General features: G+C 42.4%; 29 protein-coding genes and 1 tRNA gene. 21 read left to right on the top strand and 9 right to left on the bottom strand.

The window, feature by feature from the left end; all coding sequences use genetic code 11:
* The first annotated feature begins 7 nt into the window (after positions 1-7).
* From E0Z06_RS10570 to E0Z06_RS10550, 5 genes are all read left to right on the top strand, one after another.
* Positions 8-640 carry a hypothetical protein gene (locus tag E0Z06_RS10570; protein WP_132584494.1) on the top strand — a complete coding sequence of 211 codons (633 nt, stop codon included), beginning with the start codon at positions 8-10 and terminating at the stop codon, positions 638-640.
* A gap of 57 nt (positions 641-697) precedes the next feature.
* Positions 698-1,156: a DUF4402 domain-containing protein gene (locus E0Z06_RS10565; protein ID WP_132584492.1), complete on the top strand. Its 459-nt coding sequence runs from the start codon at positions 698-700 to the stop codon at positions 1,154-1,156.
* 36 nt (positions 1,157-1,192) lie between these two features.
* Positions 1,193-2,029 (top strand): fimbria/pilus periplasmic chaperone, encoded by an 837-nt coding sequence (locus E0Z06_RS10560; protein WP_132584490.1) that lies wholly within the window; start codon positions 1,193-1,195, stop codon positions 2,027-2,029.
* Between the two features lie 107 nt (positions 2,030-2,136).
* Positions 2,137-5,331, top strand: coding sequence for a sporulation protein (locus E0Z06_RS10555; RefSeq protein WP_132584488.1), 3,195 nt, complete (start codon positions 2,137-2,139; stop codon positions 5,329-5,331).
* A 13-nt stretch (positions 5,332-5,344) separates the two neighbouring features.
* Positions 5,345-6,013 carry an SPOR domain-containing protein gene (locus tag E0Z06_RS10550; protein ID WP_132584486.1) on the top strand — a complete coding sequence of 223 codons (669 nt, stop codon included), beginning with the start codon at positions 5,345-5,347 and terminating at the stop codon, positions 6,011-6,013.
* 86 nt (positions 6,014-6,099) lie between these two features.
* On the opposite strand, the gene E0Z06_RS10545 is transcribed toward E0Z06_RS10550, so the two are convergent.
* The gene (locus E0Z06_RS10545; protein ID WP_132584484.1) at positions 6,100-6,768 is read right to left on the bottom strand and encodes a FlgO family outer membrane protein; all 669 of its coding nucleotides are present in this window, start codon (positions 6,766-6,768) and stop codon (positions 6,100-6,102) included.
* Positions 6,768-7,340, bottom strand: coding sequence for a FlgO family outer membrane protein (locus tag E0Z06_RS10540; RefSeq protein ID WP_132584482.1), 573 nt, complete (start codon positions 7,338-7,340; stop codon positions 6,768-6,770). The genes E0Z06_RS10545 and E0Z06_RS10540 overlap by 1 nt, the downstream gene beginning before the upstream one ends.
* 340 nt (positions 7,341-7,680) lie before the next feature.
* Between E0Z06_RS10540 and E0Z06_RS10535 the strand changes: the two genes are divergently transcribed.
* The gene (locus E0Z06_RS10535; RefSeq protein ID WP_165907395.1) at positions 7,681-8,262 is read left to right on the top strand and encodes an SPOR domain-containing protein; all 582 of its coding nucleotides are present in this window, start codon (positions 7,681-7,683) and stop codon (positions 8,260-8,262) included.
* A gap of 1 nt (position 8,263) precedes the next feature.
* On the opposite strand, the gene E0Z06_RS10530 is transcribed toward E0Z06_RS10535, so the two are convergent.
* Positions 8,264-8,701, bottom strand: a complete 438-nt coding sequence (locus E0Z06_RS10530) for an Rrf2 family transcriptional regulator (protein WP_132584478.1) — start codon at positions 8,699-8,701, stop codon at positions 8,264-8,266.
* A 103-nt stretch (positions 8,702-8,804) separates the two neighbouring features.
* On the opposite strand from E0Z06_RS10530, the gene E0Z06_RS10525 reads away from it, so the two are divergent.
* The 3 genes from E0Z06_RS10525 to E0Z06_RS10515 all read left to right on the top strand — a co-directional run bounded on the left by E0Z06_RS10525 (position 8,805) and on the right by E0Z06_RS10515 (position 10,728).
* Entirely contained in the window at positions 8,805-9,026 is a 222-nt protein-coding gene (locus tag E0Z06_RS10525; protein ID WP_132584476.1) for a hypothetical protein, read from the top strand.
* An 89-nt stretch (positions 9,027-9,115) separates the two neighbouring features.
* Complete coding sequence (locus tag E0Z06_RS10520; RefSeq protein ID WP_207903073.1) at positions 9,116-10,186, top strand: catalase family peroxidase; 1,071 nt, start codon at positions 9,116-9,118, stop codon at positions 10,184-10,186.
* Positions 10,186-10,728 (top strand): cytochrome b, encoded by a 543-nt coding sequence (locus tag E0Z06_RS10515; protein WP_132584474.1) that lies wholly within the window; start codon positions 10,186-10,188, stop codon positions 10,726-10,728. Before E0Z06_RS10520 ends, E0Z06_RS10515 begins: the two co-directional genes overlap by 1 nt.
* Before the next feature lie 152 nt (positions 10,729-10,880).
* On the opposite strand, the gene E0Z06_RS10510 is transcribed toward E0Z06_RS10515, so the two are convergent.
* The 3 genes from E0Z06_RS10510 to E0Z06_RS10500 form a co-directional block, all read right to left on the bottom strand.
* A complete protein-coding gene (locus tag E0Z06_RS10510; protein ID WP_132584472.1) occupies positions 10,881-11,297 on the bottom strand; it encodes a disulfide bond formation protein B in 417 nt (138 codons plus the stop codon).
* Between the two features lie 294 nt (positions 11,298-11,591).
* Positions 11,592-11,666, bottom strand: a tRNA-Arg gene (locus tag E0Z06_RS10505).
* 47 nt (positions 11,667-11,713) lie between these two features.
* Positions 11,714-12,850: a flagellar assembly protein T N-terminal domain-containing protein gene (locus E0Z06_RS10500; protein WP_243695491.1), complete on the bottom strand. Its 1,137-nt coding sequence runs from the start codon at positions 12,848-12,850 to the stop codon at positions 11,714-11,716.
* A gap of 141 nt (positions 12,851-12,991) precedes the next feature.
* Between E0Z06_RS10500 and E0Z06_RS10495 the strand changes: the two genes are divergently transcribed.
* Positions 12,992-13,450, top strand: coding sequence for an LPP20 family lipoprotein (locus E0Z06_RS10495; RefSeq protein WP_132584470.1), 459 nt, complete (start codon positions 12,992-12,994; stop codon positions 13,448-13,450).
* A 27-nt stretch (positions 13,451-13,477) separates the two neighbouring features.
* Here E0Z06_RS10495 and E0Z06_RS10490 read toward each other — a convergent pair whose 3' ends face one another.
* From E0Z06_RS10490 to flgA, 3 genes are all read right to left on the bottom strand, one after another.
* Positions 13,478-13,912 (bottom strand): flagellar protein FlgN, encoded by a 435-nt coding sequence (locus E0Z06_RS10490; protein WP_132584468.1) that lies wholly within the window; start codon positions 13,910-13,912, stop codon positions 13,478-13,480.
* Positions 13,909-14,229: a flagellar biosynthesis anti-sigma factor FlgM gene (gene flgM, locus E0Z06_RS10485; protein ID WP_132584466.1), complete on the bottom strand. Its 321-nt coding sequence runs from the start codon at positions 14,227-14,229 to the stop codon at positions 13,909-13,911. The genes E0Z06_RS10490 and flgM overlap by 4 nt, the downstream gene beginning before the upstream one ends.
* Positions 14,230-14,306: 77 nt before the next feature.
* Positions 14,307-15,011 carry a flagellar basal body P-ring formation chaperone FlgA gene (flgA, locus tag E0Z06_RS10480; protein ID WP_132584464.1) on the bottom strand — a complete coding sequence of 235 codons (705 nt, stop codon included), beginning with the start codon at positions 15,009-15,011 and terminating at the stop codon, positions 14,307-14,309.
* Between the two features lie 132 nt (positions 15,012-15,143).
* Here flgA and E0Z06_RS10475 point away from each other — a divergent pair, with 132 nt between their 5' ends.
* The 11 genes from E0Z06_RS10475 to flgJ all read left to right on the top strand — a co-directional run bounded on the left by E0Z06_RS10475 (position 15,144) and on the right by flgJ (position 24,464).
* Positions 15,144-16,073, top strand: a complete 930-nt coding sequence (locus E0Z06_RS10475) for a chemotaxis protein (RefSeq protein WP_132584462.1) — start codon at positions 15,144-15,146, stop codon at positions 16,071-16,073.
* A gap of 16 nt (positions 16,074-16,089) precedes the next feature.
* On the top strand, positions 16,090-16,923 hold the full coding sequence (locus tag E0Z06_RS10470; protein ID WP_132584460.1) for a protein-glutamate O-methyltransferase CheR: 834 nt from the start codon (positions 16,090-16,092) through the stop codon (positions 16,921-16,923).
* 75 nt (positions 16,924-16,998) lie between these two features.
* Positions 16,999-17,400, top strand: a complete 402-nt coding sequence (gene flgB, locus E0Z06_RS10465) for a flagellar basal body rod protein FlgB (protein ID WP_132584458.1) — start codon at positions 16,999-17,001, stop codon at positions 17,398-17,400.
* A 2-nt stretch (positions 17,401-17,402) separates the two neighbouring features.
* On the top strand, positions 17,403-17,828 hold the full coding sequence (flgC, locus tag E0Z06_RS10460; protein ID WP_132584456.1) for a flagellar basal body rod protein FlgC: 426 nt from the start codon (positions 17,403-17,405) through the stop codon (positions 17,826-17,828).
* Positions 17,829-17,840: 12 nt separating this feature from the next.
* Positions 17,841-18,539 carry a flagellar hook assembly protein FlgD gene (locus tag E0Z06_RS10455; protein WP_132584454.1) on the top strand — a complete coding sequence of 233 codons (699 nt, stop codon included), beginning with the start codon at positions 17,841-17,843 and terminating at the stop codon, positions 18,537-18,539.
* Positions 18,540-18,558: 19 nt separating this feature from the next.
* Positions 18,559-19,923: a flagellar hook protein FlgE gene (gene flgE / locus E0Z06_RS10450; protein ID WP_132584452.1), complete on the top strand. Its 1,365-nt coding sequence runs from the start codon at positions 18,559-18,561 to the stop codon at positions 19,921-19,923.
* Between the two features lie 157 nt (positions 19,924-20,080).
* Complete coding sequence (gene flgF, locus E0Z06_RS10445; protein ID WP_132584450.1) at positions 20,081-20,827, top strand: flagellar basal-body rod protein FlgF; 747 nt, start codon at positions 20,081-20,083, stop codon at positions 20,825-20,827.
* Between the two features lie 36 nt (positions 20,828-20,863).
* Positions 20,864-21,652 carry a flagellar basal-body rod protein FlgG gene (gene flgG, locus E0Z06_RS10440; protein ID WP_132584448.1) on the top strand — a complete coding sequence of 263 codons (789 nt, stop codon included), beginning with the start codon at positions 20,864-20,866 and terminating at the stop codon, positions 21,650-21,652.
* A gap of 11 nt (positions 21,653-21,663) precedes the next feature.
* Entirely contained in the window at positions 21,664-22,341 is a 678-nt protein-coding gene (flgH, locus tag E0Z06_RS10435; protein WP_132584446.1) for a flagellar basal body L-ring protein FlgH, read from the top strand.
* A gap of 10 nt (positions 22,342-22,351) precedes the next feature.
* Positions 22,352-23,443, top strand: coding sequence for a flagellar basal body P-ring protein FlgI (locus E0Z06_RS10430; protein WP_132584444.1), 1,092 nt, complete (start codon positions 22,352-22,354; stop codon positions 23,441-23,443).
* 1 nt (position 23,444) lies between these two features.
* On the top strand, positions 23,445-24,464 hold the full coding sequence (gene flgJ, locus E0Z06_RS10425) for a flagellar assembly peptidoglycan hydrolase FlgJ (RefSeq protein ID WP_132584442.1): 1,020 nt from the start codon (positions 23,445-23,447) through the stop codon (positions 24,462-24,464).

The raw sequence follows: 24,464 nt of genomic DNA, 5'->3' as shown, positions 1-24,464 counted from the left end.
GAAGTTGATGATGAAATTAAATAATATTACAAAAAGCGTGACGGCGGCTTTGTTGGTTGCTGTTAGCAGTGTGGTAATTGCAGAAACGGTAACTGTTGACGCAACGGTAACGGTGAATAACGCTATTGATTTTCAGCATACTGGAACCTTAGATTTTGGTAGTTTACGTGCTACAGCAGGCGGCGGGGCGGATATGTGCGCCATTTTGACTCTGTCTTCCGATTCGGCAGCGCCGACATTGACCGCCGCCGCATCCGGTGCAACTACTTTATGTACGGCCGGTGATACTGATTCTGTTATTCAGTCAATAGGTGGTGTGCCTGCGCGCCCGGAATTTACCGTTAGTGGGGTTGCTGCATTTACAGATTTAAAGTTAACGTTACCTACTGCTACAACATTGTCTGCTGCAGGGCTACCAGCCGGTGCAGCAACTTTTAGTTTAGGTAACTTTACTGCCTATCGGACATCAGGTATTGCTCCAGGGCCGATTACAACCGTCTTGGCGACAGACAATAGTGGTAATGCGGCATTTAGGGTAGGGGCACAAATTGCAACTCATGTAGCAGCGCTTGGTGCGGGCTTAAACTACCAAGATGGCGTAGCTTATAAGGGAACGTTTGACGTTACCGTAGAATATTAACAAAATAGCCCTTATGGCCAGCTTACATGCAGGCCATAAGGGCGAGACCTGCTGTTCATGATAAAATACTTATTAGTTGTAGCCTGTTGTTTATTAAGCCAACCAACTTGGGCGGCATTTCTAATCGACAGCCCGCTGAGTTTTGGTGAAATTGCTATTAGAAATAATAACAGTGTTAGCAGTACCACTATAACCCGTAATGGTAAGCAAACCAGCACCAATCAAATTTATGTTATTAAACCCGGTACACCTGGGGTGTATACACTAAACGGTATGGCAGCTTATACTTTAGTTAATTTATCTGTTAATTTACCTGCTTGGTCTGCTATGCCTTATCCATCAACTGCGCAGTTTGAAATTAGTGCCGTTGATATACCCTCTGTTGTTAATGTTAATAGTTCAGGTGCTGTGCAGTTTCGTATAGGCGCGACATTACGTACTTCGGGTAATCCAGTGTTTAATTATGTTTCTAATGCCACTTATGTCGTTTATTTAAACCTAAATTTAGATTATTAAATAAACGTGTCTGTTTACACAACGAGAGTATTCAACATGCAAAAAGTATTTACGCTGTTATGTATGGCGTTAAGTTTCGGCTTTTCTACTGTGGCCGAGGCAAACTTGCTAATTAACCCCACTAGGGTGCAGTTTGGCCCAACTGACCGCTCTGCCGATGTTACCTTGATTAATACCTCTGATGCGGTAACAACCTATCGCCTTGAATGGACAGAAAAGCAGGCGCAACCTGATGGAGGCTATACCGATTTAACACCAGAGCAGGCATTGGTTTTTCCTGTTGCTAGTAAAATGCTGCGTTTTACTCCGCGTCAGGTAACGTTGCAACCCGGCGAGCGGCAAAATATAAAATTGGCACTGCGCAGGCCCGCTAATTTGGCAAAGGGTGAATATAGGTCACATTTACTATTTAAAGCAGTACCACCTGAGAAGAATGTTGCTGTGAAAAATGAAGGTGCATCTTTGGGTATTAATATTGTACTGAGTTTTTCTATTCCGGTAACTGTGCGCCAAGGTGAACTGCAATACTCGCTGGCTGCTGATAGCGTAAATCTTCAGTATGATCCGGCATTGGCTACTGGGGCTGTAAACCTAAAAATGCGCCGAACTGGTCTAAATTCAACACTTGGTGATATTAGTGCTTACTGGACACCAGAAAATGGCACTGAGCGTTTGATAGCAAAAAATGCCGAGTATAGCTTTTGGCCTGAATTATCAGAAACAACGGTGAAATTACATTGGGTTGGCGCAGATTTTGCTATAGCAAATGGCACGCTTCGAGTTGTTTATGACGGTTCAAAAAATTTCAAGGGTACTGTTTTCTTTGAAAAAACCTTCAATATCAGCAAGGGGATGATAAAAATAATTAATTGAGATAGCCATGGCCTATGAGTAAATTTGACGGTAACAATATAATACGGAAAGTTTTGCTTATATGCTGTGTGCTTTGTTCGTTCAAGCTGTTTGCAGCTGACGCTAATGTGGCTGAGGCTAATAAAGCAATTAGCTTACAAGCCAATTTACAAGAGTTATTGCAGCGGATCAGTGAAAAACAGCAGGCGATAGCAGCCATAACAACGGAAACCACCTCTGCTGCCCCGCCAGAAACAACAGCAGAGGCTGTCATTGCCGCACCTGCTACCTTTGCAGCCAGTGTATTTAACCCGCCAGCCGAAATTGCAGCTAGTAGTCAAAGTTTTGACGCTTTACCCGTAAGTGCGACGGCACAGCCTAATGTAAATGCATTAACCGACGCTGCAATATACAGCAGCCGTTTTCCTGTTGGTGAAGAGCTAATTCTGGCTTTGTCGGTAAATGGCGTACAGCTTACTGATATTCTTGTTTATAAAAGCCAACAGCTTTTTTTGTTGGGTTTGGGGGATTTCTTCCAAATTGTTGAATATCCAATTTATGTTGATTTAACCCAGAAAGCGGCCAACGGCTGGTTTTTAAATGAGCGCAATGTGTTTAGTTTAAAGCCCAGCACAGCCGAACAATTAGAGGTGAATTTACAAGGTAAAGTTTTTAATGTGAGCGCGGCTAATTATCAGTTACGCGATGATGATATTTATATGGAAATAGCCGAAATTGCTAACTGGTTTGATTTTAGTGTTGAGCTTGATGAAGCAAGATTGAGTGTGAACATTGTGTCTAAATCGAAATTTCCGGTAGAAGCCAGAGCGGCACGACGCACAAGGATGTTAGATGGGTACGGCGGTGTTAGTCGCTCGGTTATGCCAGAAAAAGAATCACCGTATACGGTTTTTACTGCGCCTTTATTAGATATACAGTTAGCGGCGAAGCATGCAAATGACAAAACCCGTAGTAATTATTCAGTATTGGCTAACCAAGACTTGGCGTATTTTAATGCCGAGTTGTTTCTAGCTGGTGCGGATCAGAATTTATTACAGGATGCTAGGCTAACGCTGTCCAAACAATCGACAAATGCCAATTTGCTGGGGCCGCTTCGCGCAACAGAATTTACACTGGGGGATGTTACACCCGTAAACGCTGGTTTTGGTAGAACTCAAGGTTTAAGCCGTGGTATTGCGGTTAGTAATACGCCTTTAAGCCAACTAGCAGATAACAGAAAGGTTAATTTGACTGGTGACGTACAGGTAGGTTGGGACGTTGAACTTTATCGTAATGGTGTATTGCTGGATCGTTCTATTTCGGTAGCAGATGGGCGCTATGAATTTAATGATGTTGAACTGTCGTTTGGCAGTAACGATTTTGAGCTAGTGTTTTACGGACCGCAGGGACAGATAGAAACTAAAGTAGAATCTTATATCGTTGATAGTAATGTTGTCGCTTCGGGTGAAAGTACTTATAGAGTATCGGTAGTAAACGCGGGCAAGTCGTTGTTTGCAATTAATGACTACTATAAAGACCCTGCAAATACAGGTATTTTAGCCGGGGCAATTTTTGACTATGGTATTACCGACTGGCTAGCTTATAGCGCAGGTACTAGCTGGTTTATGCCAGAACAAGGCGAAATACAGCAATATTATACTTTAGGTGCCAACTTAAGCTTGGGTAAATATGGCTTGTTAAATTCAGCAATCTCTGTAGATAGAAACAACCGACAAACAACTAACCATAATTTTAGAACTCGCTTTTGGGATAGCAGTTGGAGTTTTTCATACCGACAGGATCAATTGTTTAATACCGAGCGTTCGGTGTTGGATAACAGAAACGACACCTTATCGGTTACGATGAATGGGCGGCTAGCAGAAAATAGTACGTTGCCGCTTAGCTATCAAAATAGCTGGTACAGAACGAACTATCATAACGGTATTACTATGGATAACTTTGCCAATGCCATCGGTTTTAATAGTCGATATGGTTCTTTTTCTCATAACCTGAATTGGAATAAAAGTTCGCAGCTCGGGCAGCTACCTGATACGACACAACTTCCAGGCACAGACAATGAGTTATTACAGGCATCTTTACTAACGTCAACTGAGTTGAGTGGCGGTTTTCAGTATCGAAAAAGCTTTGGCAAATTATTTACTCGATTTTATAGCAACTATGCCATAAAACCAGAAGCAGAGCTGTTGTCTTATGGTGGCGCTTTCACCTATCGCTGGGCGTCGTCGTTAAACTCCGATGTTAGGATGTCTTATCTGGTTCCGACTGACCAGTTTATGTTTAACCTTGGCCTGAATTGGCAACACGATGATTTTTTGCTTAATACCAATGTAGATTATGACTTTAATGGCGATTGGTCTGTTGGCATGGCTTTAAGATTTAGTTTAGGTTATGCATCGATGCAAAATACTGTATTTACTTCAGGCAGAATGATCTCTCGATCTGGTGCGGCTGCGGTTAGGGTTTTTGAAGATTTAAATATGAATGGCGTGTTTGATGAGGGTGAGCCCCTGTTTGATAATGTCGAAGTTAAGGCAGTGCAGGGATACAAAAGGGGTATAACCAATAGCGATGGCGTAGCCATTCTGTCAGCACTTGCTAATAATGTGAAGACTGACATTATCGTTGATGCCGAAAGTATCGACGGCCCTTTTATGATCACCGCTATTCCTGGTGTAGCTATTACGGCGCGTAAAGGTTACTTAGAGCAACTTGATTTTCCGATAGTGAAAGCCGGCGAGCTAGAAGGTGTTATTTACCTAAAAAATGATGCAGGTGAAGCTGCGCCTGCACCCTATATTTTGCTTAATTTGATAAATGAAACCAATGAGGTTGTTGGCAGTACTCGTTCTGAATTTGATGGCATGTATTTGTTTAATAATATAAAACCTGGGCGCTATAACCTGAAGGTTGATGATGCTTATATTGACAGACGAGAATTAAAAACGGTTCGAGAAAAGCAACTACGTTTTTCGTCTGACGGTGATCTTATTGTTGGTGTTGATTTTGTACTGGCGCCTTTAGATAACGCCGAAGGCTATGTAGTCAGTGTTGGTCAGTTCAAATCGGCCAGAATGCTTAAATTGTATTATCATATTTTACGCCGGAAATTGGCGGTTTTATATGGGCAAAAACCATTCTATATTAAGTCACGCCAAACTGGACAATTTGTACTTGGCGTAGCTTATTTTGAAGATGATCCCAATGCCGAAGGTATGGCATTACAGCAGGCGCAACGTAGTTGTGATAACTTCCTTCAGGCAGATATTAAGTGCACGGTAGAGTATCACGGCTTTAAATATTAATTAGAGGCTAACCATGAGAAAAATGATAAAAAAAATGTTGGTTGTTGCCATAAGCAGCACTTTGTTGGCGTGTCAGTCTGCTCCTGAATCTAAATTTGGTGTTGATGTTATTAATGGTCAGCATATAGATCAGGTAGCCGCTGATTTAAGGACATTGATGGATAAGCAGCAACAGCATGATCAGTTACTAAAAGAATGGCAGCAATTAAAGCCTGCAGTCAGTCGTTTGGTGATGATAGAAGAAGAGCTAAATTTGATGATAAGCCAACTGGAGCAGTTTGCCATAGCCTCTGCTAATACCACGGCGGCGTCCTCTGCTAACGTGACGGTGGCTAATAATTCTGCAGTTTCACCAAGTCGTGTAACGCCGCAGGTACTATCTGAAACCGCTGAAAAAATCGATAAGCGTTTTGCGCTACAGATCACCTCTTTGTCTGATCCATTACGATTACCGATAGTTTGGGAGCAAATGAAGAAAAAACACCCGACTGAATTAGCTAAGTTAGAACCTAACTATGAAAAAATAAGTGTCAACAATACAGACTACTACCGGTTAAAGGTGGGCGCTTATGAGAACAAACAGCAAGCAGTGCAAAGTTGCAATCAACTGAAAATGCTAAGTATTAATTGTCTAGTAACTAATTATATAGCATCAGATTTCTCTGTATTAGCGGAACTATAAGTAACTTACTCTTGGTCTGCCGGTTTTTATATGGCTAACTAACCGGCATTACCTATTGACCGCATATTTCTGCATAGCTTGGCTTACTATAGTGCAGGTAATACAACCAAGCTTGGTATCAACGCATTTATCACTGCGGCGGGGATGAGTGTTTGGGCAGAGGCTACCACAGTTTTACTGCTAAACTCGACCATTCGCGCATTGATTAACACGCCGTCTCGATGACGGCTTAGTGTACCACCTACGGCATATTGCGCCGGAAGATTACCGCCCAACTCTTCATAGTTTCGGCTATACACAAAATCGCCTTGTGGTGTTACCCGAATGTAATCAGTTACTTTGTAATCTAACACTTTAATGCCAAAATTATGCAACTCATGGATAAAGCTTTCAGCTATCTGATTACCAAGTAAAGTACCCTGATTAAAATCGGTATCTAAATAGATAAAACTCGCTACAGCTACAGGTGTTTGTTCTGAGATGTCTTGCATCGATACTGCCATCTCTTGCATTAAACCTCGGACATAATGCTGTATAGTGATACTTTGATACTGCGAAGCGCCGCCACCTTCTGTAAATTTTGAGGTTAATCTAACTGGCTGAAAAGCTATAGGTGCAGCGACTTGCCGTTCTGAAGCGATAGAATCAGCAAAAACCTGTGGATCTATATTATTTGATTGCTTTGCTGATCTAGGGCCGAAGTGACTACAACTGCTCAGCGCCAGTGCAGACAGGATAAAAAATGCTGTTTTCATTATTTAACTCCTTGCGACTCAATTCGATAAAGATGGCCATTTCTTAGTTGCACTTGTTCCCGACTCCAGAATACGTTTAATGGAATTTCAGTGCTTGCAGCCGCGACAATACGTTGGGTTGCCAGATCAATTAATTTAGCATTCACAATATAGGCATGTTGTTGGTTGGTTAGCGAGCCATGCAGTATATAATTTACTGTAACGGCTGAGTTCATATTGTTGTGATGATTGCTGACAAGATTATTAACACTATCTATTGATACTACTTGGAAACCAGCATTACTGAGTAATGTCTGCATACTTTGTTGCAGTTGTCGGCCTAATTGAGGTGTGATATCAGACGACAACGCAATATGTTTGTCTTGTAATGACGTGAATTCCTCTACGATTATCGAGCCGTCGTGCAAGTTGTTAGTGGAATTTTTTAATAGCTGCATTGCAAGATCGCCAGCATAATCATGTAAGGTGTACTCAGACATGATTGGCGAATAACCAGCTTTCATTGTCTTGGTATCAGGCTGATTACTGCATGCCACCAAGGCTGATAGGGTAAGAAAAACAATATAGCGCATAATAAATACCTGTAATAGTGCTTAATCTGGAACTTATAAATCAACAAGCAAAATTCAGACCATAATTTATGGCATGGCTGAAAGTTATCGATAGCATCGATATTACAAGCAATAAGCAGGGCTTCGTAACAGTTTTCGTAAGATATTGGATGAATACTGAAAACTGGCATTAATTATGCCTAATACCAAGTAATGTTTAGTAAAAAATTAAAGAGACAAAAAAATGACACCCAAATATCGTCGCAATGTTATAAAAAAACGGTTTGTCATAATCTCATTATTGGTCGTTATAGTTATAACGGTAGGAGGATGTGCTAATTATAATAAATCTGCGACTGCAATGGCCGGCGACAATACAAATAGTACGGGATTGACCGACACAGAGATAAAGCAATATTTACTAGAGTGGCAAGAGGCAAAGCCAGGTATTGCAAGGCTGACAGAGCTGGAGTCAGATTTGGCATTTTTAATTGCTGAAGTTAATAAAATGTCAGACTTAAACAGCACTCCAGAAAAATATGCGGCAGAGGGTAATAACGTGGTCAATGGTGACAATGTGATTGTTGCTAAGATGGTGCCTCCGAGCGATGAGGCCGTGGCTGTTGAGGCCGAGACTAGACCCGTTGAGCCAGCTCAGCATAATATGCCACTATCTACCGAATATGCTGTGCATGTAGCAAGTTTTTTAAAGCCTAAGAGTGCCAATTTTGGTTGGTATGTTATTCAGCAAGAATATCCAACCCTTATGCAGGGGTTGATACCTAAACTACAGCAAATTAAACAGCGAAATCAGCAATTATACAGCTTGCGTGTTGGTCCTTTTCTTACCAATCAGCAGGCATATAACGCCTGCAACTTATTAAAACGCAAAAATTATCAATGTCAATTAACAACGTTTGACGGTATAACGCTAGACTTATAATTTAGGCTATTTTTTGCACAAAGATAGCTTGTAGCTCAGCACGTTTATCTGTTACTAAATCTGCCACAGTATATCGGCTTAAATGTTGATAAAATAACACCTTTCCTTGTGCAACAATGCTATTTAATTGGCAAGCCGGTAGTGCAACGCAACTTGGCGAATGGCAGTCAATCCACTCTTCATCTCCCTCTAATTGGCGAATAACATAGTCTAAGCGAATGCTTGTTAGTGGTTTCGCGAGTACAAAACCACCGTTTTTACCGCGTCGAGTATCTATCAATTCAAGCTTAGCCAGATGATGTACCACCTTGTTTACATGATTAGCAGATAGGCTGAATACATCGCAAATTTTTCGTACGCTGGTCATCGTTTGTTCTGGTTGGCAAGCTAAGTACATTAGTACCCGCAAACCATAATCAGTGTATTTTTTTAATTGCACGTTGGCCTCGGAGTTTGCTTAAAAATTATGCTAAATAACACTTGAGTTTCTCTTAATATACATTAATAATGCACATTATAAATATACATTAGGAATGTGCATTATGAACGCGAGAAAATTACTCGTTACCGCTAATAGCGCCATGGTTATTACCTTAGTATTATTTTGTGCTGCTGCTTATCTGGCATGGTTCAAAGACCAAACGCTGCCGCTGCGTATGGTTGCTGTAATGCATATGCTACAAATAGTGTTTGCCGCGCTATTTAAGTTGTCGTATGTATTGCGTTTAATTGCGCAAAGCCAGTTAGGGTTAGTGCTACGTTAAATACGCTGTAATAGTTTACTCTTCGCTGAAATATATCCTGATCATGACCTGTCTTATGGCTGTACTTTTAATACAGCCTTGGGATAGACATGTCTACTTCACCTAATAAAAAAATTAACATTAATAAGCGCTATAGCCTTATTTTTGTTGTTATAGCAGTACTAGTATTCAGCTTTTTATACGCAGCAGGCCTTTTTGGCAATAAAGATGTAACCGCGCAAGATTTTGTTAACTTGCAGCAAAGCGCTAAGCCCTATTTCGGTTTTAGGCGAGCGCATGCCAAAGGTGTTTGTTTGCAGGGTGAATTTATTGCTAATGGCGCTTTAGCACCCTTTAGTCAATCGAGTTTGTTTCAGGCCGGTAGTAACACCTTCACTGGTCGTTTTTCTATTGCAGGTAATAATCCGTTAGCGCCAGATTTAGCCGCACCGGTGCGCAGTTTTGCCCTCAGTTTTACTACAACAGATGGCGAGCATTGGCGCACAGGCATGAATACCCCTCCTGTTGTAGCCGTTCGCACACCCGAAGCATTTTTCGAGCAATTAACGGCGTTATCGCCTGATCCCGCAACCGGTAAGCCCGATCCCAGTAAAATTAAAGCTTTTTTTCAGGCGCACCCAGAAAGTGCCACATTTAATCACTGGAAACAGCAATACCAAGCCACTAGTAGCTTTGCTACTGAACAATATCATAGCATTAATGCTTTTTACTTAATTGACGCCAAAGGCCAACGCCGCGCGGCGCGCTGGGCCGCAGTGCCGCAAGCAACAGATAAGCAACCAGAAAATGCTATAGCGAATGCCGGACCAGATGCGTTGCAATTAGAGTTAGCCGCTCGGTTAGCGCAACAACCGGTTAAATTTGATTTGATGTTTACACTGGCTAATCAAACAGATGATGAAACTGACCCAACGGTGCTTTGGCCAGATGACAGAGAGCAAGTCAATGCGGGCACTCTAGTTATAACGCAGTGGCAAGCACAGCAAGACGGCACCTGCAATGGTATAACCTTCGATCCGCTGGTGTTACCCAAAGGTATCGAAGCAACTAAAGACCCAATCTTAAATGCGAGAGGTGCGGCCTATGCTGAATCCTACCGTCGGCGCGCTAAAGAAACCTTATTACAACAAACTAACCAACCGCAGCAAGGAGCGCACTAATGGCTAAAATTACCGAGTTTCCAGCAAGTGCTAAATTTATGCATTGGTTAAGTGCGTTACTGATTATTTCAATGCTGTTTTTAGGCGTTTCAATGATCCAAAGCTTGGCAACCTGGCAACATACCGCCTTGCAGTTACACAAATCAATAGGCGCATTGGTACTGGTTTTAGTGCTTATTCGCTTAATAAACCGATTATTCATGCAAATACCGGCTTTACCTGCAGATTTAAGCGCGATGCAACGCTTTGCCGCTAAAGCTAGCCATATCGTATTATACGCATTGATGTTAGTGATACCGTTATCGGGTTGGTTAATGCAAAACGCTGCCGGTTTAACCGTTAGCCCGTTTGGTATTTTAAATTTACCCAGCTTAATACCCGCTAATATCAAAGCCTATGCCGTGTTTAGAGAATTACACGGGCTACTAACGTGGAGTTTATTTGCTGTTATCGTGCTGCACATTAGTGCCGCTTTACATCATGGTTTAATCAGACAAGATAGTGTGCTGCAATCTATGCTGTTTAGGTTTAAGAATAAGTAATTGTCTGTTGTAAAACGAATTGTATTTACTATCTAGTTAGACTGCCAAACACCATAAGTCGTTTGGCAGTCTATAGAATGTATCAGCACATTATTAGTATTTATAACCATCCCAGCACAGGTATCTGGGATGATTACTAAACGATGTGTTCTTTATTCAGAGTCAACATGTTTAGCCGCACGTGGCAATGTCCAAATAAGTAATAACAAACCAGATATTATAAATAGTGCAAAACCCGATAGTAACCAAGGGTTAATATACCAGTGTTCTCCCCATTCAAACTTGCCGAACATAATTTTCTTCCAGCCTTCGAAGTGCTGGTAGGCTGCAACAAAAAAGCCAAAAGCGGCAATGGTGCTGGCTAAATATAAATTAATCCAGTTCCGGGTGTTTGGCAGTAATAACGATAAGCCTAACAGCCCAATTATAGTGCGCTGGGTTCGGCAATACGGGCAAACGTAAACTAAATCGGTTAGTTCTAATGCCCAAGTCGCTATGGAAATAATAATAGCCACCACGCCAATTAACCTTCTGTTATTCCATAACCAATTTAATAAACATGTATCCATTTTACTTTCCTGTACGGTATTAGGTTAGGGCATAGGCCATAGCATTTTTTAATGTATTAGTTTTAAGTATGTGCATGCCATAGGGTTAATTAGGCTTATTATTAATACAACAAAATTTTAGCTAAATCTAAAAATAAGCGGTGAAATAACGGCTTTTGCGGTAGAAATGAGGCTATTTACTGTGTAAACGCCACCGTAGCATTACACATAAGTTTGGCGCGTTAACAAACCGCGAAACGTTTAGGTATGATTGGTGTTAAATGGAAAATGATTAGACGGTGCAAAAATGTAGAATGGCTGCCCCAGTAGGAATCGAACCTACAACTGCCCCTTAGGAGGGGGCCGTTATATCCATTTAACTATGGGGCAACGGCGCGAAATTTTACCAGACTCGACGGTGCTTGGGAATCAAGATATTAAAAGTCAGTGCTTTTTCTAACACTTACAACATCGCCTTGTTGAATGTGTTGTAGTAATTCTGATTTGCCGCTGGCCCAGGCGTTTTGCTCGGTGAGCTCGGTTATTTTTAAACTAATACTATCGGCGATAACGCGCTTAACGCCTGATTGCGTAGGGTGACGTTGTAACTGAAATAGTTGTAACTCGTCACCAATGCGCAAACCATGCATTTTTCCAAGCTCTAGCATAATTTGATTATCTTTTACTTGCCTAATACTGCTTAATAATGGTTTGCACTGTAATTGCTGTTGTATATCTTCAGCTACGCCAAGCAGTAATCTGTCAATTTTCTGGCCATAGGGTAGCTGCCAAAATGCTTGGCTATGGCTTTGCGGTGTGCTTTTGCTTTTATACGGCCAATCTGCACTGGTGCGATATTCTTGCTGATAAACTAAATGCTGTTCGAATAAGTCGTATAAGCTGACATTAATTGCAAAAAATCGTTCTTTTTGCTCTTTCTGCCAAAATTTACTGGTGGTTTCACCTAACGATAAATCGTTGATTGTTGCCAGTAGCACGTATTGATTGCCATGGCTAAATAGGCGATCTGTTTCCGGATAAACCAGCTGTTGGGCCGTAACAATTTGTGTCATGGGTTTAACGAGTGCTGCGGGGCTGTAATCGTGTAGGTGGTGTTCTAGTTGCACTGTTATATCTGTACCAAGCTTAAACAGTTGACCATAGATAGCGTCTTGACGCGCTTGCAGCTGAACTTGGCTTAGTAATAAAGGTTTATGATACGAGCTACCAACACAAGCGCTGGTGTCTGCGTCGATATTAATACGCACGGTCACGGTTAAAAGATTGCCATTATGGCTTTCTGATATCAGTTGTAATTGTTTAATTTCACCCTGGCTTGAAATATTAAAACGTTCATTTTGCAAAACACCATTTTGAACCAGTTGGCTACTGCTTATCTTAGCGCCGGCAACTAGACTGGCACGCTTTATCGCGTCATCTATTGCCGTTTGCCGTGCTTGTGCGGTGTTACCTTGTTGAATAAAGGCCTGCCCGGTTGCTTCATACCAATCGCTATGCGCATTCATGCTAACAACAGCGCTGAGTATTGCGCCAATCATAATCTGTATTTTCATGCTGCCTCGGCAAACTTTTAACGCTTTACCCAACCAAGCAAAATACGTGCCTTAATGCTGGCTTGAATTTTGCTGTGTTAATGTTATTACAGTGAGATAGCTGCCGGAGTATTTAATATGTACAGGGCGAAAGGAGATAACATGAAGGTATTGTTAGGTGTCGGCTTGTTGAGTGCGATGTTATTAGGTGGCTGTTCGTCATTATTTAGCAGTCATGTAGAGTATGCTACGGTGAAACCGGAGTCTTTCCCTATGTTGCGTGCCGTGGGCTACGCGCCAATAAATGCGCAGCTAGGTAAAGATCAGCAACAAAAAATGCTACAAGCAATGAAAGCGTCGAAACTAGATGCCTACAAAGAGCTTACCGAAATGGTATATGGCCAAAAAATTGACGCTACGAATAAGTTACAAGAGATGGTGCTAACTGATAATCAGCTACAAGCGTCAGTTAAAGGGGCAATTAGTGGGGCGAGGGTAGTTAAAACTTACGCGGTTGATAATATTTATATAACCGAGTTAGAGCTAGATTTTGAGCAAGTCTATTATATTTACCAAAACACTAACCCGCAGCAAACGATTAAAAGTGTAAGGTATCATTAATTAAGTATGAGTGTTGCGTGTTGGTAGCTAGGCTTTAACACCCTTACCTTTGCTATCTACCGATGGTACACCTTTATTAGTGTAGGTAAGGCCTGATTTGCCTCTACTAGACAATATTTCTGTCTTAAAGCGGGCCAATGTAAGTTGGCTTTGTTCAAGGGTTTGCTGGTTTACACTATTATGCTGTTTGCACAGCTCTAATTTTTGCTCTAAACCTTCAACCTCTAATTTAAACCAATCTTGTTGTTTGTATTGTTCTAAATCAGTGATATTCGCCAGTTCTACATCTGTGGCTTCTAGCTGCTGTAGCAGAGCATATTTAGCGGAAGAAATTTGTTCAAGTTCGTTAATATTACGGCTAGCAAGCGCGGCAAGTTCTTGCCGCAGTAACAACATCAGCTCATCCAAGTGCTGATGTTGTTTAGTCAATAAGGTGGTGACGGAGTCAACAGCGAGAGTCATTTTTTACCAAACAGTTCGCTTTCAAAATGCACTATGCGCCTGGCAAGTTGTTCAACGTTAATTTTATACTTACCTTCGCTAATCGCTTGTCTAATTTTTTCTACTTTTTCTTGGTCGATACCGCTACTGTTGCTAGCCTTTTCCGTTAATTTAGAAAACTGCTGCGCCTGTGGCGTAATTGACACTGAATCTTGTTTTTGGTTAGCACCCTGAGTAGCATTTTGCTGCACAGCAGTTTGCTGACGTTGAGTATTTTGCTCAACTTTGTCATTTTTTACTTGCGCTGTATTTGGCAAGTTATTGATATTAATAGCCATGTTATGACCTCATCACCTTGTTACAGTTCCTTATACTCAGGTTAACGGCCTAGAGCGCTAAAACTTTAATCAATTTTTTAAAATTTTACTTTAACCAGATTAACCGCAATAACTTCTGCGTTAATAGCGCGCTTCGACTGTTGATTCATTACTTTAATAGTATCGCCTAAACTACCGTCAGACTGGGCCACACCGGTTGCAGCTACACTAATACTATTATCATTAATCGATATTGTAACAACATCTCCTTTACACACAAGGCAAAGATCTTGAAAGGTTAAAATTTGCCCAATCGATAGCGATCTTTTCGTTTTTGCTCCTACGACATCCTCAGCATGGGTTACCAAACTACCTCGGATAAAACGCCGCTCGCGCGTATCTGTTGTTAGCATATCGGCCGTGATTACACTACCCACAGAAATATTTTGCTGTAAAATTACGGCTTCAATTATTTCATCTATTTTCACTGGCACATAAAGCTGCCAACTGTCAGTTGTGTTGCAGCGAATTTGAATGGTATTTTGCCGCTGCGTTATGGCTTGCGCTAAATTAAATGTCAGCGGTATCTCGCAACTTTTATTGCCAATGCGATAATCCAGCTCGTTAACGTCAATTTTAATATTCTGGCTGGCGTCAGCCGGTAGTTGTTCGGTTAGCCAATCTGTAGCCGCGGCGGTGAGTTCGGCAGGAGAATAGCTAACTGGTTCGGCTGCAATCACGTTAAAAACGAAAAAGCTTGTAATGATAAGTGCTTGTTTAAATAAATTTTCGTACTTTTTCATAAGGTTTCAGCTATGCTTTATTGGCTTGTAGTTATAACATACGATGTTAGTTTGACGCTAAACGGCCAATTTGAATTTACTTATTGTTGTTAAGCAAGAATTGCGCCCGAAGGTATTAAAAAGGATCAATAGATGGCCGGTATTTTAGATTCAGTAAACCAGCGTACGCAATTAGTCGGGCAAAACCGTCTAGAATTATTGCTGTTTAAGCTTGCTGGCCGTCAACGTTACGGTATAAATGTGTTTAAAGTACGAGAAGTGCTGCAATGCCCGCCATTAACGGCAATACCCAAACGTAATAAGTTTGTCCGCGGCATTGCGCATGTGCGTGGTCAAACCATTTCTGTTATTGATCTTAGCCTTGCAACTGGTGGTAGGGCGATAGAAAATACTAAAGATAGCTTTATTATTATTGCTGAGTACAACCGCTCGGTGCAGGGTTTTTTAGTTAATTCGGTTGAGCGCATTATTAATATCAATTGGGAGGCTATTTTACCGCCACCCAAAGGCACAAGCGGTAAACAAAGTTATTTAACTGCAATCACCGAAATTGATAATGAGCTAGTTGAAATTCTTGATGTCGAAAAAATTCTTGAAGAAATATCACCATCACCTACCGCGATATCTAAAGCTATGGATACACAAAGCATTTCTGCTGATTTAGGTGATAGGTTAATTTTAATTGCCGACGACTCTGCCGTAGCACGTAATCAGGTTAAACGTGCCTTAGAAGGTTTGGGCGTAAAAATGCATTTAGTAAATAACGGTAAAGAAGCGCTAATTTACCTACAAGACATGGCTAAAGGCTGTGCTGAATCTATTACTGAAAAAGTAGGCTTACTTATTTCAGATATTGAGATGCCAGAAATGGATGGATATACCTTAACTGCCGAAATAAAATCTAATGCAACACTAAAAAAACTCCATGTTATCTTGCATACTTCGTTAAGTGGCGTATTCAACCAGCAAATGGTGCAAAAAGTGGGAGCAGATGATTTTATCGCTAAGTTTAATCCTGATGAGCTAGCAGAATCGGTACAAAAATGGCTACATGCTGACTAATTGTTAAGGAAGACCTGTGCCGAATAGAGATTTACTAGATAAAGAATATGTATTGTTCCGGGATTTTCTTGAGCAACAGTGTGGCATTGTACTGGGAGAAAATAAGCAGTATCTAGTAAAAAGCCGGTTAGCACCTTTGATGCAACGCTTTGGTGTTGCCTCTTTGTCTGAACTGGTAAGTAAAACCTTAAGCCCATTTGAACGACAACTGCGTTCTGCCGTTATCGACGCGATGACCACTAATGAAACCTTGTGGTTTCGAGATACCTATCCGTACGAGTTGCTAAAAAATCAAATTTTTCCTGAGATGGAAAAAACTAGCCGTTCAATAAAAATTTGGTCTGCAGCCAGCTCTAGCGGACAAGAGCCTTATTCTATCGCAATGACGGCATTAGAATATCAGCAAATTAAACCCGGTGCCTTTAGTTTGGGCGTGCATATATTGGGCACTGATATTTCTAACACTATGCTTGAGCATTGCCAGCGCGGCGAATACGATGGTTTAGCCTTATCACGTGGTTTATCACCCGAGCGGCGCAGCAAATTTTTTGAAGATAGCGGCAAAGGCATGATGCGTGTCAAAGATCCGGTACGCAAAAATGTGAGCTTTCGCCATCTTAATTTGCTTGATAGTTACACCTTACTAGGTAAGTTCGATATTATTTTTTGTCGCAACGTGCTTATTTACTTCTCTGCTGATCTAAAGGCAAAAATTATCCGCCAATTTGCTCAATCCTTGAACCCTCGTGGTTATCTGCTTTTAGGCGCATCGGAATCTTTATCTAGTTTAAATACAGATTTTGAGATGATTCGCTGTAACCCAGGCATTATTTACCGCAAGAAAACCTAATATTTCGCTACCTGTTACTTTTTTGGCCTGAGTTTTGCAGCTGATTTATCATCGTAGATAACAGGTGGCAAAAAAATGGCAATCAGTTTTGAAAAAGCATTTGGTTTGCACCCTGAAGCCATGTTGGTTCGTGACCGGCGGGCGCAGGTGCTAGCTGAAAATATCGCAAACGCAGATACTCCAGGCTATAAAGCTAAAGATATTGATTTTCAGCAGGCCCTTAACAACGCCAAGGCTCGACAGTCGGGTTCGGTGTCGCGTACTCATGAACAGCATTTCAATATTTCTATAGCAAGAAGCCAAGAGACTATGTTTCGTAATCCAGATCAGCCGGATACAGGTGACGGTAATAGCGTTGATATTCACCGCGAGCGCAATGCCTTTATGCAAAATAGTTTGGAATATCAAACTAGCTTAACTTTTCTAACTGCGCGCATTAGTAGCCTGAAAAAAGCCATTACCGGCGGAGGTCAATAATTATGAGCACTTACAAAATATTTGATATTACCGGTAGCGGTATGACTGCACAGTCAGTGCGGATGAACACCACAGCCAGTAATATTGCCAATGCTAATAGTGTTAGCAGTAGTGTTGAAGAAACCTATCGAGGCAGACACCCAATATTTGCCGCACAGTTATCTGATGCCCAGCGCCGTCAAGGAGATGACACTGTCGGTGTTAAAGTGTTAGGCATTGTTGAGTCTGACGCCCCACTTAATGTTGAGTATTCGCCAAACCACCCTTTGGCAGATGAAAATGGCTATATCTATAAGCCAAACATTAACATTATGGAAGAGATGGCGAATATGATTTCTGCTTCACGTTCTTATGAAACTAACGTACAAACCGCTGATTCTGCCAAGCAGATGATTATGCGCACTTTGCGCTTAGGCCAGGCTAACTAAGAGATATAAATTATGACTAGTTCAGTAAGTAATAATAACTCTGCATTAGATGGCATGTATTGGGACAGTAAAGCCAAAGATAAGGTTGCAGAAAAGAACAACGGCGCGCTAACACAGGAAGATTTTTTTGCTTTGTTAACGCAGCAACTAGCGTTCCAAGACCCAACTAAACCAGTTGAAAATGATCAAATGATCGCGCAAATGACTAACTTTACCATGGCAGACGGTATTGGCTCACTAAACAAGAGCTTTAAAGGCTTTGCCGAAAGCATGTCATCAAACCAAGCACTGCAGGCATCCTCATTGGTGGGGCGAAGTGTGCTTATACAATCCAAAGAATTGGTGTTTACTGGCGAAACCCTATCTCGCGGCAGCATTGAGCTAGATAAACCGGCCAACATGATGCAAGTGCGAATTGAAAATGAAAAAGGTGAATTGGTACGCAGCTTTAGCGTGGAAAACCCCAAAATGGGTAAAAACGATTTTGTTTGGGATGGCACTGACGCTAACGACGAAATAGTGACCGCAGGGGTGTACAAAATTAAAGTTGAAGCCAGTTATACCGACGGAACTAACGCCAGCTTACCGGTTAATGTATACGCGCCAGTGGGTAGCGTTAGCATGAATAATGCCGGCGGCGGCATAACACTGAACGTGCTTGGGCTAGGCGCAGTGAAATTAAGTGATGTATTAGAAGTATCTTACAGTTAATAGCGAGCTGAGGTGAATTATGAGTTTTAATATTGCATTAAGCGGCATAGCCGCAGCACAAAAAGATTTAGATACCACGGCGAATAACATCGCCAACGTAAATACCACGGGTTTTAAAGAGTCGCGTGCTGAGTTTGCCGATGTGTACGCAACGTCGATTTTCTCATCTGGCCGCACTAAAGTGGGTGACGGTGTTGCTACATCAGTTATTGCCCAGCAGTTTAGCCAAGGCTCACTACAATTTACCAATAACTCGCTAGATTTAGCGGTAACTGGCGAAGGATTTTTTGCATTAACACCGGACCGACAATCTCAGGATTTAACCTACACGCGTTCTGGTGCGTTTAAGCTAAATAAAGATAACTTTATTGTCGATAATAACGGCAATTTTTTGCAGGGCTTTGCGGTAGACCCTGTAACGGGTGAAAACCAGTCGGTCAGTTTAAGTACGACACAGCCAATATCAATTCCAACGTCGGCTGGCGCACCACGTGCGACCAGTAATGTGTTTTTAAGCATGAATTTAGATTCTAGAGCTGTAGAAACAGGCTCAACGACTTTTGACCCAACCGATAGAGCTACTTATAACCATTCTACCTCGGTTACCGTTTACGACAGCTTAGGTGAGGCACATACGGTTACAACATATTTTAGAAAATTAGCTACGCCTACACCACCTGCTGCGGCAGAGTGGGAAACGAAATTGGTGTGGGATGATAATACTGCGCATCCAACTATTCCGGCACCAGTGGCACCGGCAACGCGTAATCCTAATTCTTGGTTTAGTGGCGATAATCTGCAATTTGACTCAAACGGTTCATTTAGATTGCCAGCACCGCCAGCAGCTGCGCCAACAATTGGGGTACCAACAGCGGATTTAAATGATCCGGCTAATGGCTACCTTACTAATGGTGCACAATTTTCAGCACCAGTAGTAGTAAATTTTCGCGATGCATCGGGTGTTAAATTGCCTACGCAATATGCTTCTAATTTTGACGTTAATAATTTAAGTCAAGACGGTACTACTGTTGGTAACTTAACGGGGGTTGATATTGATGCCTTTGGTCGAGTTCTTGCTAGCTACAGTAATGGTGATTCTGCTTACTTAGCGCAAGTGACCTTAGTTCGTTTTGCCAACGTGCAGGGCTTAAAGCAGGTGGGTAATACCTCGTGGAAGCAAAGTATTACCTCGGGCGAGCCGATAGGCGGCCAGGCCAATACCGGTACCTTTGGCGCGGTTAACGCCTCATCGCTGGAGCAGTCTAACGTTAACCTAACGACAGAACTGGTTGATTTAATTAGCGCACAGCGTAATTTTCAAGCGAACTCAAGGGCGCTGGAAGTTAATAGCACCTTGCAGCAAACCGTACTGCAAATACGCTAAACTTGTTAAATTAAAAAAACACCACCGCTTGCGGTGGTGTTTTTTTATGCATGAATATAACGCCATTTTTCAATGAATTACAGTGATTTATTAATTATGTGCGTTTGTTGGCATTAAACGTGCTTTGTTATTGTAGAGATGATTAACGGAGCTCGTTATGGATCACCTGTTATATATCGCCATGAGCGGCGCTAAAGAAAATATGAATGGCATGGCCGTGCGGTCAAACAACCTTGCTAATGCTAGCACTGCTGGTTTTAAAGCCGACTTTGAGCAAGCACGTTCAATGCAGGCATTTGGTGAAGGCTTGCCTACGCGGGTGTTTTCATTGACTGAACGACCAAGTCAAAACTTTGACGCAGGCGCAATTATTTTAACTGAGCGTGAGCTAGACGTCGCTATTCAAGGCGATGGCTGGCTTGCGGTGCAAGCGCCCGATGGCAACGAAGCTTATACCCGTAGCGGCAATTTGCAAATTAGTGCCGCCGGCATGCTGGAAACAGCCAGTGGCTTACCGGTGATGGGAGATGATGGTCCAATCCAATTACCTGTACCTTTAGCTAAAGTCGAAATTGCTCAAGATGGCAGTATTAGCGTATTGCCGCAGGGCGCACCAGCAGAAGCTATGGCGGTCGTAGGCCGTATTAAATTAGTTCGGCCGTTAAATAGCGAGATGGATAAAGGCAATGATGGCTTATTTCGTCGCAAAGACGGCCAAATCGCAGAAGCTAGTGTAGATGTTAGCCTACTAAAAGGTGCGATAGAAGGCAGTAATGTGAATGCAGTGGGTGAAATGACCTACATGATCAGCTTACAGCGTCAATTTGAACTGCAAGTAAAGATGATGAAAAGCGCTGAAGATATGGATCGTCAGCAAAATCAGTTACTCAGAATAGTTGGCTAATAGATTTATTTTAGGGCGAAAGCCCGGGAGGCAAGCATGCATCCAGCTTTATGGATAAGTAAAACCGGTTTAGATGCGAAACAGCGCGATATATCGGTTATTTCAAACAACTTGGCTAACGCCAGCACGGTAGGCTTTAAGAAAAGCCGCGCTATTTTTGAAGATTTATTGTATCAAAACGTCAATCAGCCAGGCGGTGCCTCGTCACAAAACTCGGAACTGCCTAACGGTTTGATGATAGGTGCCGGTACTAAGGTGGTGGCAACCCAGAAAAACTTTACTCAGGGCAACATGATTACCACGGACAATAGTCTGGATATGATGATTCAAGGCCATGGTTTTTTTGAAATTATGATGCCAGACGGTTCTATTTCATATAGTCGCAATGGTCAATTCACCGTTGATGATGAAGGTAATCTGGTTACCTCTGGCGCTGGTTACCAAGTGCAACCGAACATTGCTATTCCACCTGATGCACAAAGTATTACTGTATCGCAAGATGGGCAAGTATCGGTGCAGCTTCCAGGGCAAGGCCAACCGGCAGTGTTAGGGCAGCTTACGGTTACTAATTTTATTAATCCAGCTGGCCTTGAACCTATTGGCCAAAACTTGTTTAGTGAAACCGGGGCCAGTGGTGCACCCGTGCAGGGGATCCCTGGCCTTGAAGGCTTAGGCATTATTGTGCAGGGTGCTCTTGAAACCTCAAACGTCAACGTAACGGAAGAGCTCGTTAACTTAATTGAAAGCCAGCGTGTGTACGAGATGAATTCTAAAGTTATTTCAGCCGTTGACCAAATGCTGGGCACAGCAATTCAGCAGCTGTAATAGGGGGCGTTATGTTGCGAATATTATTAGGGCTAAGCTGCATGTTATTGTTCAGTGGTTGTGCGTCATTGCAACCGCCCGAGCAGGATGATCCTTATTTCGCGCCACTGGCACCGGATCAGCCCGCTAAATCTTTAGCGCAAAGTGGCTCATTGTTTGCTGGGAATTACTCTAATAGTTTGTATTCGGATAATAAAGCCAGACACGAAGGTGACATTATTACCGTGGTGCTGCGCGAAAGTACGCAGGCAAGTAAAAAAGCTAAAACTGAAATGCAAAAAGATAGCTCAACGTCTATTGAGCCGATGATTGGCCTTAGTGGTCGGCCGGTATCTGTGGCGGGTAATGTGTTGCAGTTTGGCGCTGGCTCTACTTCTGACTACAAGGGCGATTCAAAAGCCGATCAAAGCAATAGTTTAGTCGGTAATATTTCGGTGAATGTATTACAGGTACTTAATAACGGTAACTTAGTAATTCGTGGTGAAAAGTGGTTAACACTTAATACCGGTAAAGAGTATATCCGTCTTACTGGCGTTATTAGATCACAAGATGTTGATGTAAATAACACGGTTGAATCGACCAAGATAGCCAATGCACGCATTGAATATAGTGGCACGGGTGCGCACCATAATGGCCAATCGCCAGGGTGGTTAAGCCAGTTCTTCAATGGCCCATTATGGCCTTTCTAGGAGAGCATAAATGAAACGTTTGCTTCTAATAATACTGCCTATCTGTGTATTTACTTTACCTGTCAGCGCAGCACGCATTAAAGATGTCGCCGATGTAGAAGGGGTGCGGCCGAACCAATTAGTGGGTTATGGTTTAGTTGTTGGCCTGCCGGGCACGGGTGAACAAAGCCCGTTTACCGAGCAGAGTTTTCGCACCATGCTAAGCAATTTTGGCATTTCCTTGCCAGGTAATATGAAAGCGCAGATAAAAAACGTCGCTGCGGTAGCGGTACACGCTGAGTTATCCGCCTTTGCAAAGCCCGGGCAAACCATAGATATAACAGTATCGTCGGTTGGCAGTGCTAAAAGCTTACGTGGTGGTACTTTAATGCAAACTTTTTTAACAGGCTTAGATGGCAACGTCTATGCGGTAGCACAAGGCAGTTTAATTGTTAGCGGTTTAGGCGCTGAAGGGCTTGATGGCTCACGCATATTAGTTAATACGCCTACCGTGGGCCGAATTCCTAATGGTGCAATGGTTGAACGCGAAGTAGTGACACCCTTTGCTCAAAGTGATTTTATTACCTTTAACTTAAAACGCTCTGATTTTACTACCTCAAAACGACTAGCAGAAGCAATAAACGGTTTTATGGGCCCTGAAACGGCATATTCATTAGATGCTACCTCGGTACAGGTAAGGGCACCACGTGATGTCAGCCAGCGTGTGTCTTACATGTCGACACTAGAAAACCTTACTTTTGAGCCAGGTGATACCTCAGCAAAAATTATTATTAACTCCCGCACCGGTACCATCGTTATTGGTAAAGAAGTTAGGCTGTTTCCTGCCGCTGTAACGCACGGTGGTTTAACGGTAACCATTGCGGAAAACCCACGTGTAGTGCAACCCAACCCATTAGCGGGTGGGCAAACGGCGCTGGAAGAAAACTCAATTATTGATGTACGTCCCGATCAGTCACGGATGTTTAAGTTTGACCCAGGTGTAACGCTAGATGATTTGGTACGCACAGTAAATGCGGTTGGTGCAGCGCCAGGCGATTTAATGGCTATTTTAGAAGCGCTTAAAGAAGCTGGCGCAATTCATGGCGAATTGGTGGTGATCTAATATGAATACGACGCCGAACAATATGTCTTATCATGATCTAAGCAGTTTGCAGCAAATTCGCAGCAACTCAACCAAAGATCAGGCGGGCGCATTGCGTCAAGCTGCTGAGCAGTTCGAGTCTATTTTCTTTAGTATGCTACTAGGCAGTATGCGCAAAGCCAATGAAGCTTTTGAAGCCGATGGCATGATGAACAGTGAAACCACCAAGTTTTACCGTGATATGCAAGATAGTCAGATGGCGACGGAATTAGCGCAAAAAGGCGCACTAGGTTTAGCTGATTTATTAGTGCAACAACTAAGCCCTGCCATCGGCGTTAGTGCGGCACCAGAGGTTCATAAGCACGAGCTGGTGCGCGATAACTCAGCAAAAGAGCTAACACTACCAAAAATTATTTTACCTAAGGTGAGTATTAAACCTAAAGCCAGTATTGAGACGACAGATCACGTTATGCCTTATCTGGCGGCAAACCATGCAGTTGACGTGGCTCAATCTAAAACGGATTGGCAGGCAACAAGCCCAGCCGAATTTGTGAAAAATTTATTACCTGCTGCACGGCAAACGGCAAAAGCCTTGGGTTTAGACCCGTTAGCCTTAGTGGCTCAGGCCGCGCTAGAAACCGGCTGGGGCAAGCGCATGATTAAAGATAGCCAAGGTGGCAATAGTTTTAATTTATTTGGCATTAAAGCCAATAATGGCTGGCAAGGTAAAACTGCTGTTGTCGATACGCTGGAATACCGCGGCGGTATAGCAAAAAAAGAGCAGGCTAAATTTCGCTCATACGAGTCACCTGAACATAGCATGCAAGATTACGTTAATTTTATTAAGCAAAACCCGCGCTATCAAGATGCGGTTAATGCCAGTGGTAACGCTAAAGCTTACTTTGAGCAGTTACAAGCAGCGGGCTATGCCACTGATCCTGCGTATGCGCAGAAAATTATGGCTGTTTATCAAAGCCCTGCGTTACAGCAAGCGGATTTGCAGAACAGTCAAATTCAAGAAATTGATGATACAGCCGAATAA

The organism is Rheinheimera sp. D18, from assembly GCF_004345025.1.
Classification (GTDB): domain Bacteria; phylum Pseudomonadota; class Gammaproteobacteria; order Enterobacterales; family Alteromonadaceae; genus Alishewanella; species Alishewanella metallidurans.
Note: the sequence above shows the minus strand (reverse complement) of the source record. Positions and strands in the feature narration are given on the sequence as shown.

What these genes read in the sequence shown, in the direction of transcription:
- E0Z06_RS10570 (WP_132584494.1), top strand. Translation starts at nt 8, where the DNA reads ATGATGAAATTAAATAATATTACAAAAAGCGTGACGGCGGCTTTGTTG.
- E0Z06_RS10565 (WP_132584492.1), top strand. Translation starts at nt 698, where the DNA reads ATGATAAAATACTTATTAGTTGTAGCCTGTTGTTTATTAAGCCAACCA.
- E0Z06_RS10560 (WP_132584490.1), top strand. Translation starts at nt 1,193, where the DNA reads ATGCAAAAAGTATTTACGCTGTTATGTATGGCGTTAAGTTTCGGCTTT.
- E0Z06_RS10550 (WP_132584486.1), top strand. Translation starts at nt 5,345, where the DNA reads ATGAGAAAAATGATAAAAAAAATGTTGGTTGTTGCCATAAGCAGCACT.
- E0Z06_RS10545 (WP_132584484.1), bottom strand. Translation starts at nt 6,768, where the DNA reads ATGAAAACAGCATTTTTTATCCTGTCTGCACTGGCGCTGAGCAGTTGT.
- E0Z06_RS10540 (WP_132584482.1), bottom strand. Translation starts at nt 7,340, where the DNA reads ATGCGCTATATTGTTTTTCTTACCCTATCAGCCTTGGTGGCATGCAGT.
- E0Z06_RS10535 (WP_165907395.1), top strand. Translation starts at nt 7,681, where the DNA reads ATGGCCGGCGACAATACAAATAGTACGGGATTGACCGACACAGAGATA.
- E0Z06_RS10525 (WP_132584476.1), top strand. Translation starts at nt 8,805, where the DNA reads ATGAACGCGAGAAAATTACTCGTTACCGCTAATAGCGCCATGGTTATT.
- E0Z06_RS10520 (WP_207903073.1), top strand. Translation starts at nt 9,116, where the DNA reads ATGTCTACTTCACCTAATAAAAAAATTAACATTAATAAGCGCTATAGC.
- E0Z06_RS10515 (WP_132584474.1), top strand. Translation starts at nt 10,186, where the DNA reads ATGGCTAAAATTACCGAGTTTCCAGCAAGTGCTAAATTTATGCATTGG.
- E0Z06_RS10510 (WP_132584472.1), bottom strand. Translation starts at nt 11,297, where the DNA reads ATGGATACATGTTTATTAAATTGGTTATGGAATAACAGAAGGTTAATT.
- E0Z06_RS10500 (WP_243695491.1), bottom strand. Translation starts at nt 12,850, where the DNA reads ATGAAAATACAGATTATGATTGGCGCAATACTCAGCGCTGTTGTTAGC.
- E0Z06_RS10495 (WP_132584470.1), top strand. Translation starts at nt 12,992, where the DNA reads ATGAAGGTATTGTTAGGTGTCGGCTTGTTGAGTGCGATGTTATTAGGT.
- E0Z06_RS10490 (WP_132584468.1), bottom strand. Translation starts at nt 13,912, where the DNA reads ATGACTCTCGCTGTTGACTCCGTCACCACCTTATTGACTAAACAACAT.
- flgM (WP_132584466.1), bottom strand. Translation starts at nt 14,229, where the DNA reads ATGGCTATTAATATCAATAACTTGCCAAATACAGCGCAAGTAAAAAAT.
- flgA (WP_132584464.1), bottom strand. Translation starts at nt 15,011, where the DNA reads ATGAAAAAGTACGAAAATTTATTTAAACAAGCACTTATCATTACAAGC.
- E0Z06_RS10475 (WP_132584462.1), top strand. Translation starts at nt 15,144, where the DNA reads ATGGCCGGTATTTTAGATTCAGTAAACCAGCGTACGCAATTAGTCGGG.
- flgB (WP_132584458.1), top strand. Translation starts at nt 16,999, where the DNA reads ATGGCAATCAGTTTTGAAAAAGCATTTGGTTTGCACCCTGAAGCCATG.
- flgC (WP_132584456.1), top strand. Translation starts at nt 17,403, where the DNA reads ATGAGCACTTACAAAATATTTGATATTACCGGTAGCGGTATGACTGCA.
- E0Z06_RS10455 (WP_132584454.1), top strand. Translation starts at nt 17,841, where the DNA reads ATGACTAGTTCAGTAAGTAATAATAACTCTGCATTAGATGGCATGTAT.
- flgE (WP_132584452.1), top strand. Translation starts at nt 18,559, where the DNA reads ATGAGTTTTAATATTGCATTAAGCGGCATAGCCGCAGCACAAAAAGAT.
- flgF (WP_132584450.1), top strand. Translation starts at nt 20,081, where the DNA reads ATGGATCACCTGTTATATATCGCCATGAGCGGCGCTAAAGAAAATATG.
- flgG (WP_132584448.1), top strand. Translation starts at nt 20,864, where the DNA reads ATGCATCCAGCTTTATGGATAAGTAAAACCGGTTTAGATGCGAAACAG.
- flgH (WP_132584446.1), top strand. Translation starts at nt 21,664, where the DNA reads ATGTTGCGAATATTATTAGGGCTAAGCTGCATGTTATTGTTCAGTGGT.
- E0Z06_RS10430 (WP_132584444.1), top strand. Translation starts at nt 22,352, where the DNA reads ATGAAACGTTTGCTTCTAATAATACTGCCTATCTGTGTATTTACTTTA.
- flgJ (WP_132584442.1), top strand. Translation starts at nt 23,445, where the DNA reads ATGAATACGACGCCGAACAATATGTCTTATCATGATCTAAGCAGTTTG.